This window comes from Pseudomyxococcus flavus (assembly GCF_050038885.1).
Taxonomy (GTDB): domain Bacteria; phylum Myxococcota; class Myxococcia; order Myxococcales; family Myxococcaceae; genus Myxococcus; species Myxococcus flavus.
The window spans coordinates 8,537,700-8,554,203 of the sequence record NZ_CP143624.1; the positions used below are offsets into that span (position 1 = coordinate 8,537,700).

General features: G+C 67.4%; 14 protein-coding genes. 9 read left to right on the top strand and 5 right to left on the bottom strand.

From position 1 onward, the window contains the following. Nucleotides 1-1,761 (bottom strand): ATPase, encoded by a 1,761-nt coding sequence (locus VZL07_RS35495; protein WP_426752375.1) that lies wholly within the window; start codon nt 1,759-1,761, stop codon nt 1-3. A gap of 287 nt (nt 1,762-2,048) precedes the next feature. Between VZL07_RS35495 and VZL07_RS35500 the strand changes: the two genes are divergently transcribed. The 6 genes from VZL07_RS35500 to VZL07_RS35525 all read left to right on the top strand — a co-directional run bounded on the left by VZL07_RS35500 (nt 2,049) and on the right by VZL07_RS35525 (nt 8,123). Next, on the top strand, nt 2,049-2,825 hold the full coding sequence (locus tag VZL07_RS35500; RefSeq protein WP_426752376.1) for a DUF6209 family protein: 777 nt from the start codon (nt 2,049-2,051) through the stop codon (nt 2,823-2,825). Between the two features lie 76 nt (nt 2,826-2,901). Continuing rightward, nucleotides 2,902-3,801 carry a hypothetical protein gene (locus VZL07_RS35505; protein ID WP_426752377.1) on the top strand — a complete coding sequence of 300 codons (900 nt, stop codon included), beginning with the start codon at nt 2,902-2,904 and terminating at the stop codon, nt 3,799-3,801. A 10-nt stretch (nt 3,802-3,811) separates the two neighbouring features. Continuing rightward, a complete protein-coding gene (locus VZL07_RS35510; protein ID WP_426752378.1) occupies nt 3,812-5,473 on the top strand; it encodes an acyl-CoA dehydrogenase family protein in 1,662 nt (553 codons plus the stop codon). A gap of 376 nt (nt 5,474-5,849) precedes the next feature. After that, entirely contained in the window at nt 5,850-6,569 is a 720-nt protein-coding gene (locus VZL07_RS35515; protein ID WP_426757441.1) for a hypothetical protein, read from the top strand. Continuing rightward, nucleotides 6,562-7,611 (top strand): GNAT family N-acetyltransferase, encoded by a 1,050-nt coding sequence (locus VZL07_RS35520; protein WP_426752379.1) that lies wholly within the window; start codon nt 6,562-6,564, stop codon nt 7,609-7,611. Before VZL07_RS35515 ends, VZL07_RS35520 begins: the two co-directional genes overlap by 8 nt. Nucleotides 7,612-7,913: 302 nt before the next feature. Beyond that, entirely contained in the window at nt 7,914-8,123 is a 210-nt protein-coding gene (locus VZL07_RS35525) for a kelch repeat-containing protein (protein ID WP_426752380.1), read from the top strand. Nucleotides 8,124-8,366: 243 nt separating this feature from the next. On the opposite strand, the gene VZL07_RS35530 is transcribed toward VZL07_RS35525, so the two are convergent. After that, on the bottom strand, nt 8,367-8,606 hold the full coding sequence (locus VZL07_RS35530; protein ID WP_426752381.1) for a hypothetical protein: 240 nt from the start codon (nt 8,604-8,606) through the stop codon (nt 8,367-8,369). Nucleotides 8,607-9,421: 815 nt separating this feature from the next. On the opposite strand from VZL07_RS35530, the gene VZL07_RS35535 reads away from it, so the two are divergent. From VZL07_RS35535 to VZL07_RS35545, 3 genes are read left to right on the top strand one after another with little or no spacing between them, the layout of a single operon-like run. Beyond that, nucleotides 9,422-10,036 (top strand): GntR family transcriptional regulator, encoded by a 615-nt coding sequence (locus VZL07_RS35535; protein WP_426752382.1) that lies wholly within the window; start codon nt 9,422-9,424, stop codon nt 10,034-10,036. Further along, the gene (locus tag VZL07_RS35540) at nt 10,033-10,497 is read left to right on the top strand and encodes an OsmC family protein (protein ID WP_426752383.1); all 465 of its coding nucleotides are present in this window, start codon (nt 10,033-10,035) and stop codon (nt 10,495-10,497) included. The genes VZL07_RS35535 and VZL07_RS35540 overlap by 4 nt, the downstream gene beginning before the upstream one ends. Nucleotides 10,498-10,522: 25 nt before the next feature. Next, on the top strand, nt 10,523-10,942 hold the full coding sequence (locus tag VZL07_RS35545) for a VOC family protein (RefSeq protein ID WP_426752384.1): 420 nt from the start codon (nt 10,523-10,525) through the stop codon (nt 10,940-10,942). 1,136 nt (nt 10,943-12,078) lie between these two features. Here the strand turns inward: VZL07_RS35545 and VZL07_RS35550 are convergent. From VZL07_RS35550 to VZL07_RS35560, 3 genes are all read right to left on the bottom strand, one after another. Beyond that, on the bottom strand, nt 12,079-12,510 hold the full coding sequence (locus VZL07_RS35550) for a hypothetical protein (protein ID WP_426752385.1): 432 nt from the start codon (nt 12,508-12,510) through the stop codon (nt 12,079-12,081). A 101-nt stretch (nt 12,511-12,611) separates the two neighbouring features. Beyond that, nucleotides 12,612-13,412, bottom strand: coding sequence for a DUF4336 domain-containing protein (locus VZL07_RS35555; protein ID WP_426752386.1), 801 nt, complete (start codon nt 13,410-13,412; stop codon nt 12,612-12,614). Further along, nucleotides 13,409-16,453, bottom strand: coding sequence for an error-prone DNA polymerase (locus tag VZL07_RS35560; RefSeq protein WP_426752387.1), 3,045 nt, complete (start codon nt 16,451-16,453; stop codon nt 13,409-13,411). The genes VZL07_RS35555 and VZL07_RS35560 overlap by 4 nt, the downstream gene beginning before the upstream one ends. Nucleotides 16,454-16,504: the final 51 nt, after the last annotated feature.

Sequence of the window (16,504 nt, forward strand, 5' to 3'; positions counted from 1 at the left end):
TCAGCCCACCGAGGCCGCGGTGGCGTGCGTCTTCTCCTTGTCGAAGCGCACGAAGTAGCCACGCACGGCCGAGTCCAGCAGCTCGGGTGTCAGCCGCGGCTCCTGGCCCTGGTAGTGGGCCATGTCGATGACCTGGTCGAGCAGGTCGCGCGGCTGGCAGGCCGCGAAGGGCCGGTTCACGGGCCGGTAGTGCGTGTCGATGAGGTAGTCCACGGCCGAGGCGTCGTAGGGCACGCCGCGCTTGCGGCACATGACCTGGAAGATGTCGTGGAACTGATCCTCGTCCGGGCGCTGCACCTCCAGCTTGTAGCGGACGCGGCGCAGGAAGGCGTCGTCCACGAGGTCGCTGGGGTCCAGGTTGGTGGAGAAGGCGGCGAACACGTCGAAGGGCACCTGCAGCTTCTTGCCGGTGTGCAGGGTCAACATGTCGATGTCGCTCTCCAGCGGGACGATCCACCGGTTGAGCAGGTCCTTGGGAGAGACCTTCTGCCGGCCGAAGTCGTCGATGAGCAGCATCCCGTTGCTGGCCTTCATCTGGAACGGGGCCTCGTAGTACTTCACCTCCGGCGAGTACACGAGGTCGAGCATCTCCAGCGTCAGCTCGCCGCCCACCACGACGAGCGGGCGCCGGCAGCGCACCCAGCGCCGGTCATAGGAGGCCGTCCCGGCGTCGTCCTCGACGACCTTGTGCAGGTTGGCGTCGAAGATGCGCACCACGAAGTCGTCGATGAGGATGGCGTGGGGGATGAAGATGTCCCCCTCGAAGCAGTTCACCATGCCCTGGCAGATGGCCGTCTTGCCGTTGCCGGGCGGGCCGTAGAAGAAGATGGCGCGCCCGGAGTTCATCGCCGGACCGATGCCGTCGAAGATGTAGTCCTTGATGATGAGGTCGCCGAACTTGTCCTGCATGCGCGCGCGGGTGATGCGGTTGCCGCGCACGGTCTGCTTCTTCACCGCGGTCACCCACTCCTGGAAGGGCACGGGCGCCGGGCCGTTGTAGCGGTTGCGGTCGAGCACCTGCCGCAGCACGTCCGTCACGAACGTGGTGAGCTGGTAGATCATCGTCGACTTGCCCACGCCCGACCCGCCGCCGCCGCGGATGTCGATGTACTTCTGGCGGCGCAGGCCCTCGATGACGTCGTCCACCAGCGCGGTGGGCAGCTGGAGCCGCGCGGCGATGTCCATGCCACGCATCTCACCGGCGAAGAAGAGCGCCTTGAGGACCAGCTCCTCCACGAAGGTGGTGGTGAGGCCCGTCTCGCCGAGCGTGCGCGGCTGGGCGGGCCAGAAGCGGTCGGAGGCGCCAGGGCCGCCATCCTCGGCGCGGCGGGACGCGCGGCGCTCGGGGCCCGTGTACTGGGAAGCCCCGGCGCCCCGGCGCTCGGGCCCCGTGTACTGGGAAGGCCCTGGGCCCCGGCGCTCACGCGGCTCCTGCGAGGAGACGATGACGGAGGGGCTGCCCCCGTGGACCGGCGGCGCCATGCGCCGGTCGGGCGACGCGGAACGGCGCTCCGTGGGGAACTCGGGCTCGTCCGGCTCCGGCGGCAGCGCGGGACGGGAGCCGGTGACGGCCCCTGGTGGCCGCGGCGGCATGACACCGGTCGCGCCCGGGACACCCACGCGCGGGCGCGGAGGCCCGGACAGGACAGGCGTGGGCACCGTGGGCGGAACCACCGCCGTCTCCACGGGGGTGACGCTGCGGCTGGAGTCGTCGCTCGACGGGCCGGACTCAGGGGATGGCGGTCGCCGGAACAGGGACATGCGGTGCTCGCTCGAGGGTGTTCGCCCGCGAGCCTACCGCATCGGTCCGATTCGGACGAAACGGAGTTACGGCTGAAACCGGGAGTTCTGGAAGGAGGCCACGCACCTGAAACCTGGCGACTCGGATTCGCCGTGGAACCACAGGCGAAGATGACGAGGTCTCGCAGCATGGAACAAGTTGGAATCCATTGAACACAGGTGTTCATGTCAGCCGCCTCGACCATAGTGCGCCCGCCTTCGCCACCGGCGTGGTGGCGGAGCCCTCACCCATCACCATGGAGCTCTTCGTGAAGCGACTCCTGTCCCTTCTTGCCCTGCCCCTGCTGCTGGTCGGCGCTTCCGCGGCGGCGCAGACGCCTCCGACCCTGACGTTCAGGGGCAACTGGACCATCGAACAGTCCGCGGTGCTGACGGAGGGCGGACAGGTGCAGATCGTCTACAACGACGCGCGCCTGCCCCAGTGCCGCGTCACCAACCCCGACGGCAGCCCCGCCTGGAGCATCACCGGGCACTACCGCCTCAACGGCTCGGCCCCGGAGAGCTTCGACGTGGCGGGCGCGCCCGTCACTGGCAACGGCCCCACGCTGGACCTGCCGGAGCAGGGCCTGCTGGAGCTGTGGTTCCGCGTGTCCAGCCCCGGCTGCGAGCACTACGACTCGCACTACGGCAGCAACTTCCACTTCAACGTCCTGGCGCCGGACGCGGCGCCCACGGCCACCATCGTCTTCCAGCAGGACTGGGTGGAGTACGTGGTGGGCACGCTCCGCCAGGGCCAGCCCTTCGTCGTGGACTACGACATCGCGCGGCTGCCCGAGTGCCGGCTGCTCTACAACGGCGCGCCCACGTGGGACGTCGGCGTGCGCTGGCGCTTCAACAACGGCGTGATGGGCGAGAAGAGCGTCACCCAGGCCATCGGCTACACGCGCACCGGCACGCCCGTCACCATCATCCCGCCCGCCGGGGCCACCTCCGTGCAGCTCTGGTTCGAGAACTGGGACCGCGGCACCTGCCGCCGCTGGGACTCGGACAACGGCGCGAACTACAGCTTCGAGCTCCAGCCGTAGCCCTCCGGGGGCACCTGGGCGAAAGGCCTCGGTGCCCCGCCTGCACGGCATGTGACGCCTGTAGTAGACGGCTCGCATGACCTCCCTCAAGGCGTGGGAAACGGCACGGCCGTGGTTTCTGTTGTTGCCCTTCCCCGCCATGCTCCTGGGCGCATTCACGGCGTGGCGCAGTGGCGCGCCCGCCGCCGCCTTCGCCCTCAATGCGGTGGCCACCGCCCTGGGCGCGGGCGTGGCGCTGGTGGCCGGGCGCCAGTCGAGCATGGCGCTCCCCCGCGTCGCCCTCCCGCTCGCCGTCATCGCGGTGCTGCTCACGGCCTCGACGCTCCTGTTTCCCGGAATCGAAGGGGTTCATCGGTGGCTGGGGCTGGGGCCGGTGCGCCTCCACGCCTCCGCCGTCGCCACGCCGTGGGTGCTGCTGGGCATGAGCGCCACCCTGCACCAGCGCTTCGCCGTCTCCGCCGCGCTGGCCCTGGGCGTGTCCACCGTCCATGCCGCGCAACCCGACGCGGGACAGGGGACGGCCTTCGCCCTGGCCGCGAGCCTCCTGCTGGTCCGCGCACGTCCGACGTCCTGGCGCCGGCGCCTCGTCTGCTGCGCCGGCGTGCTCGTTCTCGGCTTCGGCTCATGGCTCCGGCCCGACCCGCTCGCCGCGGTCCCCCATGTCGAGCGCATCGTGCAATTGGCCGCCGGCCTGGCTCCCGCGCTCGGCGCGGTGGCCGTGCTGGCGCTTGCCCTCCTCCTCGTGCCCATGGTGCCCGGCGTCATCGCCGGAGCGGACCTCTCCATCGGTCTCGCCGTCTACGTCGCGGCGACGCTCTGTGTGCCGGCGCTGGGCAACTTCCCCGTCCCCATCATGGGGGCGGGCGCGGGCCCCGTGCTGGGCTGGTACATGGCCATGGGGATTCTCATGGCGGCCCGGCGTCCCCCAGGGGCCGTCGCCCTGCCGCCGGACGCCCCGGCCATGGCGGGGTGTTAACTTCGGCGGCATGAGCTTCTTCCAGGAACCGCCGAGGCTTGGGAACCAGTACGACGACGACGCGCTGCTGAAGAGCTACCTGGCGCGCACCCTCCCCGAGGAGCTGCTGCGCTCGCTCACGGACGAGCTCCGCGAGCTGGGCGAGCTGGGCGGGGATTACTTCTACCGCTTCCAGCTCCGCGACCGGCTCAACGAGCCGGAGCTCACCCAGTGGGATGCATGGGGCCACCGCGTCGACCACATCGAGGTGTCCCCGCTGTGGAAGGAGGCGGAGGTCCTCGCCGCGAGGCGCGGCCTGGTGGCCACCGCCTACGAGCAGAAGAGCGCCGAGCTCAGCCGCGTCCACCAGTTCGTCCTCAACTACCTCGTGCAGCCGTCGCTGGATGTCTACTCGTGTCCGCTGGCGATGACGGACGGCGCGGCGCGCTCGCTGCTCACGCTGGGCAATCAGGCGCTCATCGACCGCGCCCTGCCCCACCTGACGTCCCGCGACCCGGCCACGGCGTGGACGTCCGGTCAGTGGATGACGGAGCGCACGGGCGGCTCGGACGTGGGCCTGACGCAGACCGTGGCGCGGCAGACGGCCGAGGGGTGGCGGCTGTATGGAACGAAGTGGTTCACCTCCGCCACCACGGCGCAGATGGCGCTGACGCTGGCGCGTCCGGAAGGCAACGGCCCCGGCGGCAAGGGCCTGGCGCTCTTCTACGTGGAGACGCGGGACGCGGCTGGGAAGCTCAATGGCATCCAGATCAACCGGCTCAAGGACAAGCTGGGAACGCGCAAGGTCCCCACCGCGGAGCTGACCTTGGACGGCACCCTGGCCATCCCCGTGGCGGGCCTGACGGACGGCATTCGCAACATGGCGTGGATGCTGAATGTGACGCGCACCTGGAACGCGGTGGGCTCCGCCTGGAGCATGCGCCGGGCACTCGCGCTGGCCCGTGACTACGCCCAGCGGCGCGTGCAGTTCGGCGCGAAGCTGGCGGACAAGCCGCTCCACGTGGACACCCTGGCGGGGCTGGAGGCGGAGTTCCAGGCGGGCTTCCTGCTCGCCTTCCGCGCCGTGGAGCTGCTGGGCCGCATGGAGGCCAAGGTGGCCACGGAGCAGGAGCTGCTCCTGCAACGGCTGGTGACGCCGCTGGCGAAGCTGACCACGGGCCGCCAGGTGGTGCACGTCACCTCCGAGGTCACCGAGTCCTTCGGCGGTGCGGGCTACGTGGAGGACACCGGCATCCCCCGTCTCCAGGCGGACGCCCAGGTGCTCTCCATCTGGGAGGGCACCACGAACGTCCTGTCCCTGGACGCCCTGCGGGCCCTGGCGAAGGAAGGCACGCTGGAGGCGTTCTTCTCCGAAGTCGAGACCCGCCTGAAGCAGGTCCGGGACGCGGGCCTGCGGCCGTGTGTCGACGCCGCCCATGCCGCCCTGGAGCACGCACAGGCCTGGGTGTCGGGCGCCCTGGAGAATCCCACCACCCTGGAGGCCGGGGCCCGGCGCTTCTCTTTGACACTGGGGCGGACGCTGGAGCTGGCCCTGCTGAGCGCCCATGCCCAGTGGTGCCTGGACCAGGGACATGGCCCCCGGAGCAGGGCCGCGGCGCGGCGCTTCGCGTCACATGGCGTGAATCTCATCCAGCAGGAATCGAGCCTGGAGGATGCCCGCCTCCTGGCATGAATCAACGCAACACGTCGAGCCAGGCTCAATCAATCACATCCAATTCCAACTCCTCGATGCCGGCTGAATCGACTCGCGAGAATCGATAACGCCGGCCTCGGGGGCCCCGGGCTGTCTCGCCCCTCACCCTGGGACAGGCGCCCTCGAAGGCACGCGACCGTCGGCTCGGCGACGGCGACAATCCCATCACATCAAGCCCGCAGGCGCCCTGCCCACTCCCGAACGCGAAACGTGTGTAACACGCCACGCTTTCCGCGATGAGCTGACAGCCTAAAAACATACTCACACAAATACAGCTAGAACCGACTGCCCTTCTTACCGCCAATCTCGAATCATGCCCGCCATGCAAACGATGCAATGGAGAAGCTTGGACGAGATGATTGGGGACATCGAACTGCCAGAGAGCTGCTACGCAGAGCAGCTCTCGAGGGACGACATCCCGCTGGTCACGAAGCTCCTGGGCACCTGGTACCCGGACATCCGGGTCGGCACGGAGAGCCGTCACCTCGAGCCGTCATTCTACGACAAGGACGTGTATCTCCGGGGCGAGTCTCCGGACCGGCCCGTCTACGCCATGCTGGGCCGGGACCGGGCCACGCGGGACATCATCGGGCTGCTGACGCTCGAGCGGAACGTCCGCGGGCTCCAGGTATCGGCCACCATGGGAGTCCTCGAGCCGTCGCAGCGGGGCCTGGGCCTGGGACAGGTCGGCCTCACCGTCCTGGAGCAGGTGGGCCGCAGCATCGGCGCCGAGGTGATTCTCTACTACTCCACGCTGAAGCTCGCCCGGGTGCAACGCAATGCCGAGCACCGGGGCTTCAAGCTGGTGGGCCTGGTGCCCGCGTTCGACGTGGATGCCATCGCCCCGAACACGGTGAAGCGCGTCTACGAGGCCATCTACGCCAAGGTCCTCGTCGGGCCAGAGCAGATCCACCTCCCCGACTGGAACGCCCTGACGCCCACCACGCGCGCGCTCTACACGCACCTGTTCGGACAGCACCCGTCGGCGGTCGTCGCGGAGGGCTCGACGCCCGCCTTCTCCGTTCCCGCCTCGGCGCAGCGCGCCACCTCCGCGGCCGAGGTCCGTCATGGTTGAGGTCCGCTCCTTCGAGGGCGACGCGAAGGAAGCCTCCCAGTTCCTCAACGGTGTCTGGCAGCGGACCTACGGCGCGAAGATGGCGCTGACGGTCTGGGATGAGCGCTTCTTCGACTGGCTGCTCTTCAGCAATCCCCTGGCGGACCGGGACTACATGCTCGGGGCGTATTCGAAGGGCAAGCTGGTGGGAGCCTTCTTCGCGGAGCCGGCGAAGATCCAGCTCGGCCAGCGGCAGGTGGATGGCACCTACGGCAGCTGGGCCACCGTGGCGCCCGAGCACCGGAGACAGGGCATTGGCATCAAGCTGTCCGACGAGATGCAGTCGCGCCACCGCGAGCGCGGCGCGGCGCTCACCCTGGCCTGCGTGGCCGACGGGACCCTGGGGCAGGCCTTCTGGGGCCAGCGGAGCCACGCACGCCACCTCAACGGTCTGGACCTCTGGCTGCACGTCTTCGACAGCCAGAAGGCGGTCCGCTGGTCGCTGAGCGCCGCCGAGCGCACGTTCCTCACCCTCACGCGGCCCTTCCAGCGGCGCCGCTTCCAGGAGGCGAGCACCGAGGGCATCCGGGCCTACCAGCCACGGGACCTGTCCCAATGCATGGCGCTGGTCCAGCAGATGATGAGCCCCGTGAACCTGGGCTACGCCTACACCACGGAGCGGCTGGCCCATCAGCTCCAGTACCGTCAGGTCCCTCGCACCTTCGTCCTGGAGCGGGAGGGCGTCATCCAGGGCCTGGTCAACTACTACACGTTCCAGATGACGGCGCGGGGCCTCCTGACGGTGGGGCTGGTGGACATGCTCGCCTTCCAAAAGGCGCTGCCGCTGTCGGAGCAGCGCCGGCTGCTCTGGGTGGCCATGCAGGACATGGTGGCGCAGGGCGTGGAGTGCGCCGCGATGCTGCGCAGCCCGTGCACGTCGTCCTCCCTGATGCTTCGCTCCGGGTGGCTGCCTTTCCCTGGAGGCTCGCGGGTGACGTGCCTGCTCTCCACGCCCGACGTGGAGCTGCCCGCGTCTCCCCGCGTGTTCATGCATCTGCGCTGACGCGCCGCGCACAAGACAGACACGCAGCTCCAGGCAGGGGTGACCCGGTCGGGCGCGCCCCTCCCCAGAATTGCCATACATCCAGGGGTGAGCTGAACGGAGAGCAATCAGCTTCCAGGATTCGCCGCGCCCGACGCTTGCCCATCCGGGCTCTCCATGAAGAGAACCGCATCACGGCCTTCCGTGCTTGCACTGGGGGTCTGCGTCACCTGTGGACCGGAGGCCGTGGACCTGGCGTCTCCGCCCCCTGACACTCAGGCCTCCGCCCTGGGACGCTCCAGTGGTGCACCACCACCAGCACGTTGACCGCGCGTGGCAACGTCACCGCCACGCGGCTGGCCACCGGGCAGGTGCTCGTCACCGGCGGCAGCGCGTCCGGTACCGTCCTCGCCAGCGCGGAGCTGTACACCCCCGCCACGGCCACATGGGCCGCCACCGGCGCCATGGCTCCGGCGCGCAGCGGCCACACCGCCACCCTGCTCCGGAGCGGCTGCGTGCTGGTGGCCCAATGACTACGGCGGCGGACCGGCGGGCGTCTCGCTCCGTTCCGCGGAGATCTACTTGCTCCACCTCTGGAACTTGGACTGCTGCCAACGCCGTCGCCCAGGCGCGCTCGAACGGCCAGGCCGCGCGGCCGACCACGGGCAAGGTGCGCAGCGCGGGGGCTCCTCGGGCCCGCTCGGTCCCACCGCCAGCGCGGACGTCCATGACCCGTTCACCCATCAGTGGACCGCCACGGGCATGGTCTCCGCCCGCTACCGGCACACGCTGACGGCGCTGTCTTCAGGCAAGGCGCTGGTGACGGGCGGCAGAAGCCGCCTCAGCACGCGGAACTCCGTCGAGTTGTACGACTCCGACGCCAACGCCTTCTCCTTCGCCGCCCCCATGGGCCGGGCGCGCCACAGCCTCACCGCCACGCTGCGCTCTCCGGCAAGGTCCTCGTCGCGGGTGGCAGCGGCACCAACCCGGCCGAGCTCCATGACCCGGCCAACCACACCTGGACTCCCACGGGAGCCATGTCCCGCGTCCGCGCGAACCACCACGCCGAGCTGCTGTCATCGGGCAGAATGAAAAGCGGACTGGCTGCCTGTAAACCGTCCGGCCACTCAGCGGCCCTCGGTGTCGTAAAACTCAGGACTATCCAGCCAATGGTGCCGTGAAGCTATCGAACACGACTCGGGCCACCCAAGAAGACACCATCATCAAGCCAAGGTGGTTACGCCCTGGAAGCTCGATACATCGACCTGATCGAGACATTTTCGCCATCCGGGCGATCGCATCTCGGAAGAAGCAGTGTTCTCCCGCATAAAGCAAGACTGGAACCTCTATCTTGTCCGGCCCCCGCTAACGACGGCCATGTAGCTTCTGCTAGACGAAGCGCATGAAGTGCTTTTCTGTTGCTTTTGGCTAGACGCTCCGCCTGCAGTTCGCCCCCGAGAATCAATACAGATCAGACAGACGGGTTTCTATCGGCAACGGCGAGAGCCATCTTTGCTCCAAGTGAGTAGCCCCAGATGAAGATTGGGTTCGGACGATTCTGGTGATGCTCCAGATCAGAGCCTGGTGTTTACAGCGGATATGATCAACGACGACGCCCCCCACAAGGGGTGATCTCAGGGGCATGACTTCAGGCCTCGAAACCGCAATGGGGTCGTAAGTCGTGGTTGATCACTGCGGTTGAGATGTCGGTTGGAGAAGCAGCCCGAGACGATGGAGAAAGCACCCTCCTTCCGCAGCTCCCCCCGTCACACCAGAGCCCCTTCCGTCGCCACCCCTTGACAAGGGCAACGATCTGACTGAACCTGGATCCATGGATCCAGGCGTTCTCGAACAAACGCTCCGCGATGAAATCGAACGCGGACACCTCCCTCCGGGAACCCCGCTCAAGCAGGAGGAGCTCGCCGCCCGGTTCGGCGTCAGCCGCCAGCCTGTCCGCGCCGTCCTCGAACGGCTTCTCGCCGCATCCCTCTTGACTCGCATGCCCGACCGGACAGTCGCTGTCTCGGAATGGAACCCGAAACAGGCACGCGACCTCATCGGCGTGCGCATTGCGCTTGAAACCGAGGCGTTGCGCCTCTCATTGCCACACCTCGATGACGCCACGATCCGCAAGGCCCGCCGCGTCAGCGAGGTTCTGCTCGATGAGGAGGAGGCCGAAGAGATCGAGCGCTTGGACGTGCGGTTTCACAACCTGCTCTACGGGTTCTGCGGCAATGATCGCCTCGGAAAGATGATCGAGGATCTCCGCCGCGAAGGCCGGCGCATCTATTCGATGCAGCCCCGGCAAAGTCAGGTGCGGACCGCGCTCTTCGAGGAGCACCAGGCGATTCTCGCAGCCTGCGAGAACAGGGACGCCAAACGGGCGGTAGACGCTCTTTCACGCCATCTTGCCAACACCATCAAGCATATCGGAGACGAACGATGAGCAGCTTTAGCGCCGAAGTCGCGTGGGAACGCGGAGACGCGCGGTTCACCGACAACAGGTACAGCCGCGGTCACACCTGGGTGTTCGATGGCGGGCAAACAGTCCCAGCCTCCTCATCCCCGCACATCGTGCCCCTGCCGTATTCGGTGGCCGAAAATGTCGATCCTGAAGAGGCTTTCGTGGCAGCGCTCTCGAGCTGCCATATGCTCTTCTTTCTATCGCTCGCCGCCAAGAAGGGGCTGGTCGTCGACAGATATGTCGATACCGCCGAAGGTTTTTTGGAAGATATTGGCGGCACCCAACAGGTCAGCCGTATCGTCCTGTCCCCTCGCGTGACCTATCTCGAGAATGAGCCGGACAGGGCGACGGAAACCGAACTCCACCATCAGGCGCACGCGCTTTGTTTCCTCGCCAATTCCGTCAAGTCGGTCATCGAGATCAGGCTTGCCGACGAAACGTAGCCCCATCCGCTGAACCCTTCACCACATGGCCGAAGGCATGGAAAATCGAATAACGTTGATCACGCTCGGCGTTGCCGACCTCGCAAGATCGATCCGGTTTTACGAGGATGGATTGAAGCTGCCGCGGCACGCCTTCAACAGCGACACGATCGCCTTCTTCCGCCTCCAGGCCAACCAAATGCTTGCGCTCTTCCCCATAGATGCGCTGGCCGACGACACGTGCCAGCCACGGGCAGCCGATGACAGGGCCTTCCGTGGCATCACGCTCGCCCACAATGTCGGTTCCAGGGAAGAGGCCGACGCCATTCTGGAAGAAGCTCGCGCGGCCGGTGCGCGAATATTGAAGCCTGGGCAGGAGCCGCCTTGGGGCGGCTGGTCGGGTTATTTCGCCGATCCCGACAATCATGTTTGGGAAGTCGCCTGGCAGCCAAACCTGCCTTTCTAGCCGAGTAGAACATGCTCACCGCACTCAGGATGAGTAGACATTTCTCCGACCGGAACCGGCATGGCCGGGTACGGCTGAGTGAAGGCGGCACCCAAGAGCGGGCAGTCCGCTTCAGTTCCGACAAGCCACAAAGAAGTCGCGCGGGATGGTCGCTCTAGAGAAACTGTGCCAAGTCTTGCAATGTCCGGCAAGGGGTCGATTGCAGCCATAGCGGCCGGCAAGCGCAAATGGCAGTTTCCTGACTCTGTTTTTCGCGTGCCGCTAGCATTCGTTATGGTTGCCGCATAGTACGCCACCGCGCCAAGCAAGACTCTATCTCGTCGAATCTTCACATAAACAGCCCCACACATTGAATTCAACCTCGCCACCTACCGCTGCAAATCCCACCCTGCCTCATTTTCGCCCACGCGGGCTTTAAAAGGCAATCGAAGACACCCCATGCCTAACAGCAACTGCATCAGCTCGCGACAACAAGATAAATCAGCTTTGCGTCACCTACGCCACTTCTCTCGAAAGAAGTAGTTGGGTTCCTCGCGAATGCGCGCACGATGTTGGGCCATCGTTCCTCGGTTGACGCTGCTGCCCGCATCTGCATGCGTCTTCCCATCAGCAGTGATCGCAGATGTCGTATCCCGTGCCCGCTCTCGCATCGTGCAATTCCGTCAGCGTCCGGCGGCCACAGCAGGGACACGGGAATCGCTCTTCTGCTTCGCCCACCACTTCAACGAGCCTACCCGAGATTGCGGCGCAGACCTCCGACAAGAATCCATTCGTCACTCCACCATAAGCGTGCTGGAGCGCCTCATATACAGTGCTTGCGTTCCAGTTACTCATCAACTCCTGGAGTTCGGCAGATTCACACAGCATTTCGCGAGCCTGCGAAATCATTCTGCTTGCATCACATCTCGGCATTTGCTCTCGCACGAAGTTCACCATAGGGGTTGTTATCAGGGTTTGCGGTATTTGGTGGGCGCACGAAACAGCCTCCACTCTTCCTTGGAGATAAACCGAAGCTCACCACTCCACCACGCTCGACGTAGCTGGGGCTATTTGTACCCAATCAGCGCTCCGGGAGCCCTCATGCAGGACCGTATGGCGTTCCCAAGTCGCCTGCGAGCCGCGGCAGCATCGTGCACCTATCTCTTGAAGTTCATTGGGAAGCCCACTGCGCGTGGCTCCAAGGGGAGGGGTTCAACCTCAAGCATCTTCCTGACGGACTCAATCTCCGCCACGTAGTTGCTTCGCTCAAAAACGAAGTGAACCGGCGCCGGCCCCACATCCACACTCCAGCTCAGCGTCGACTCCTCCACCACCACCTTAACCCCCTCCCAGCCGCCGTCCTCCGCCATTCCACACGCACACGTAAAGATCAGGTAATTACCGGAGGCACCGGCACTCTTCTCAAGCTCCTCAAACACAACGAGCGAGTCCCGAAATGCCTCAATCTGCTCAATATCCTCACCATCAATAGACACCTTGATAAGCGCGCTCTCCGAAAAGCGGATGCCCTCCTTGTCCACCCACCGCCCATCGGTCAGCCGTTCGACACTCAAGCTCAACACATTCACGATGACTCTCCTGCATGCCCACCCATGTCTTGGCGCGCCGAGCATACGTCGCGGTCTCGCGCCGGTGGGCTCACTCAATGCCCGCAACGCGGTACTCGTCTTCATCGAGTCCCAGATCGCAGCCAGGCGAACGCGCGTTCGAGTCGGGCAGCGCCCTCATCGAAATAGCTGCGGCCATGTCCGAGGAGCACCCTGCGGGGGTGCCACGCGAGCATCTGCTGGTAGCTGGCGCGCGCCTGGGCCGTCCGCCCCCAGGACGTCACCCGCACCTCGCGTGGCGTCTGCCCCGGCCACATCGTCCCGCCCAGTGAGAGCACCCATCTCAGGCGGGGCCGGATGCGCTCGGGCTCCAGCGCCATGACCATGTCCGCCAGCAACAGGGTCGAGGACGCACCGTGGAAGAACACGACCTCTTCCACGAAACGGCTGCCCCGGAAGATGAGCTGCCCCAGGTCCTTCGCCCAGGCCGCGGGCGCGGCGTCACCGAGGTCGGCGTCGAACGCGACATCGATGTTCTGGGAGCGCGCGCGCTCACGAACGCCCGGAGATGCCCAGGCGGTCGCACGCGGATAGCGCGCCTTCCAGGCGGGGATGCCCGCGTAGTGGAAGCGGTTCGGCGAGACGAGATGCTCGACCGGGCCGAGCACATCGACCTGCGCGAACAGCTCGGGCGTCGGCGCCGTGGGCGACCAGAGCCACAAGCCCCCTGAGCTCAGCCGGACAACGGCCATGCGCGTCGGAAACGGAAGAGAGACCGGCCCCACGCGCATCCTCGCCACCGGCCCGTCCACCCACCAGATAGCATCAGCCAGCGGCTTGAGTGTCGAGAGGGGCGCATAGGGAAGCATCCCATCGCTCCATTCGGACGCGGGCTCCGCGGTGTCCTGGCATTCCACAGTCATGCCTTGGCCATCGTACCCCGCCGCCCGGGCAGTGATGCCACACGGAAGGACTTCACGTTCGTCACCTTGCCCGAGCGCTCCAGGACGCCCTCGCCCAACAGGAAGAGCGCGCCATGGATGTCCTTCCGGCACCGCTCGTACACGTCCGGTGGCACCACCAGGTTCGCGATGCCTGTCTCGTCCTCCAGGGAGATGAAGCAGATGCCCTTGGCCGTGGGCGGCCGCTGGCGGCAGATGAGCATGCCCCCCACGGACACCTTCCGCCCGTGGGCCACCTTCTTCAGGCCCTCCGCCGTCACCGCGCCCAGCTTCTTCAGCTCCGGGCGCAGCAGCTCCAGCGGGTGCTTCTCCAGCGACAGGCCCACCGTGTCGTAGTCCGCGCAGACGCGCTCCAGCACGTCCATGGCGGGCAGCTCCACCGCCGTGCCGTCCATGGCCATGCCGAAGAACAGGTCATCCGCGTCCAGCGGCCCCAGCGCCTGGAGCTCCCACAGCGCCTGGCGTCGGGAGCCACACAGCGACGCCAGCGCGCCCGCCAGCGCCAGCCGCGTCAGCTCGTGCCGAGGCACCCGCGCCCGCCTCGCCAGGTCGCCCACATCACGGTAGCCCTCGCCCCGCGCGGCCGCCACGCGCTGCCCCGCGGACACGCCCAGCCCCTTCACCATCCGCAAGCCCAACCGCAGCGCCGCCCCGCCCTCCTCCAGCGTGCAGTCCCAGCTCGAGTGGCGCACGTCCACCGGCCGCACCTCCACGCCGTGCCGCTGCGCGTCCGCCACCAGCGTGTGCGGCGCGTAGAAGCCCATGGGCTGCGAGTTCAACAGCGCCGCCGTGAACGCCGCCGGGTAGTGGCACTTCAGCCAGCTGGACGCATACGCAATCAACGCGAAGCTCGCCGAGTGGCTCTCCGGGAAGCCGTAGTGCGCGAAGCCCCGGAAGTTGTCGAACCACTCCTCCGCCTGCTTGCGCGAGTAGCCCCGCGACACGCAGCCATCCACGAAGCGTCCCCGGTATTGCAGCAGCATGGACTCGGCGCGCTTGTGGCTCAGCACCCGCCGCAGCCCGTCCGCCTCGCCCGCGGTGAAGCCCGCCGCCACCATGGCCAGCTTCATCGCCTGCTCCTGGAAGAGCGGCACCCCCAGCGTCTTGCCGAGAATCTCCCGCACCGCCTCGCTCGGGTATTCCACCTTCTCCCGGCCGTGCCTGCGACGCAGGAAGGGGTGCACCATGTTCCCGACGATGGGCCCCGGCCGGATGAGGGCAATCTCCACCACCAGGTCGTAGAACGTCCGGGGCCGCAGCCGGGGCAGCATGTTCATCTGCGCCCGGCTCTCGATCTGGAACACGCCCACCGTGTCCGCATTGCACAGCATGTCATAGACCTTCGGGTCCTCTGCGGGCACCGTCGCCAGGGACAGCTCCCGCCCGTGGTGCTCGCGAATCAGCGCGAAGCACTTCGACAGCGCCGTCAGCATCCCCAGCGCCAGCAGGTCCACCTTCAGCAGCCCCACCGCGTTGATGTCGTCCTTCTCCCACTGGATGACGGTGCGGCCCGGCATCGCCGCGTTCTCCACCGGCACCAGCTCCGTCAGCGGCTCGCGCGTCATCACGAAGCCGCCCACGTGGATGGACAGGTGCCGGGGAAAGCCCTCCAGCTCCATGGCCAGCGCCAGCGTCATCCGCACGCGGCCGTCCTCCGCGGACAGGCCCGCCTCGCGCAGCACGTCCGGCGTCACGTCGAAGCCGTTCGACGCGGCCACCTTCGACAGCCGGTCCACCTGGTCCAGTGACAGCCCCAGCGCCTTGCCCGTCTCGCGCAGCGCCAGCCGGCCCCGGTAGCAGATGACCTCGCACACCATGCCCGCGCGCTGCCGCCCGTGCTTCTCGTAGACGTACTGGAGGACCTCCTCGCGGCGCTCGTGCTCGAAGTCCACGTCGATGTCCGGCGGCTCCTTGCGCTCCATGCTCAGGAAGCGCTCGAACAGCAGGCCCATCCGCACCGGGTCGATGGCGGTGATTTGCAGCGCGTAGCAGACCGCCGAGTTCGCCGCGCTCCCCCGCCCCTGGCAGAGAATCCCCCGCGACCGCGCGAATCGGACGATGTCCCACAGCGCCAGGAAGTAGCCCGCGAAGTCCAGCGCGGCGATGAGCTTCAGCTCGTGCTCGATCTGCTTCACCACCGCGGGGGGCACGCCGCCCGGGTAGCGGAACTGGAGCCCCTCGTAGGTCAGCGCGCGGAGGTGCGCGTCCGCGGTGCGGCCCTCCGGGAGGTCTTCCTCGGGGAAGCGGTAGTGCAGGTCGTCCAGGGAGGCATGGCAGCGCGAGGCCAGCTCCGCCGCGCGCGCCAGGGCCTCCGGCCGGTCCGCGAACAGGCGCGCCATGTCCCGTGGCGACTTCAGCGTCCGCTCCGCGTTGGGCAGCAGCCGCGTCCCCGCCCGGTCCACCGACGTCCTGTGGCGGATGGACACCAGCACGTCCTGCAAGGGCTGCCGCCGGCGGTGGTGCGTGTGCACGTCGTTGTGCGCGACCAGCGGCACCCCGAGCTCCCGCGCCAGCCGCTCCGCCCGGGCCTCGCGCTCCGAGTCCCCCGCCGACAGCGTCCGGCACACACCGACGTGGAAGCGCTCCGGGAAGGCCTCCGCCAGCGAGACGACCTGCTCGAAGGGCGCGGGCTCGGGCAGGAGCGCGAGCAGCCCCGCCGACCGGTCCGCCACCGCCCGCCACGGCAGCCCGGCCTCGCCCTTGGGGTGCGTCATCCGGCTCTGCGACACCAGGGCGCACAGGTTGGAGTAGCCCGTCCCGTCCGCCGCGTACACCACCACCGGCGGGCCATCCTCCAGCGTCAGCTCGGCGCCCAGGATGAGCCGTACCCCATGCTCCTTCGCCGCCAGGTGCGCCTTCACCACGCCGTACAGCCCGTCCGCGTCCGTCAGCGCGAGCGCGCCCAGACCGAGCCTCGCGGCCGTGGCCACCAGCTCTTCCGGATGCGAAGCCCCGCGAAGGAACGAGAAGTTGGAGCGACACACCAGCTCGGCGTAATCCACGCCCGGATCTAGATACTGACCGGGCGTTCAGGCGCTAGATTGGATCTGCGC

Coding starts and splice junctions, on each gene's coding strand:
- VZL07_RS35540 (WP_426752383.1), top strand. CDS start 10,033: ATGAGCAGCTTTAGCGCCGAAGTCGCGTGGGAACGCGGAGACGCGCGG.
- VZL07_RS35535 (WP_426752382.1), top strand. CDS start 9,422: ATGGATCCAGGCGTTCTCGAACAAACGCTCCGCGATGAAATCGAACGC.
- VZL07_RS35520 (WP_426752379.1), top strand. CDS start 6,562: ATGGTTGAGGTCCGCTCCTTCGAGGGCGACGCGAAGGAAGCCTCCCAG.
- VZL07_RS35505 (WP_426752377.1), top strand. CDS start 2,902: ATGACCTCCCTCAAGGCGTGGGAAACGGCACGGCCGTGGTTTCTGTTG.
- VZL07_RS35495 (WP_426752375.1), bottom strand. CDS start 1,761: ATGTCCCTGTTCCGGCGACCGCCATCCCCTGAGTCCGGCCCGTCGAGC.
- VZL07_RS35545 (WP_426752384.1), top strand. CDS start 10,523: ATGGCCGAAGGCATGGAAAATCGAATAACGTTGATCACGCTCGGCGTT.
- VZL07_RS35510 (WP_426752378.1), top strand. CDS start 3,812: ATGAGCTTCTTCCAGGAACCGCCGAGGCTTGGGAACCAGTACGACGAC.
- VZL07_RS35515 (WP_426757441.1), top strand. CDS start 5,850: ATGATTGGGGACATCGAACTGCCAGAGAGCTGCTACGCAGAGCAGCTC.
- VZL07_RS35555 (WP_426752386.1), bottom strand. CDS start 13,412: ATGACTGTGGAATGCCAGGACACCGCGGAGCCCGCGTCCGAATGGAGC.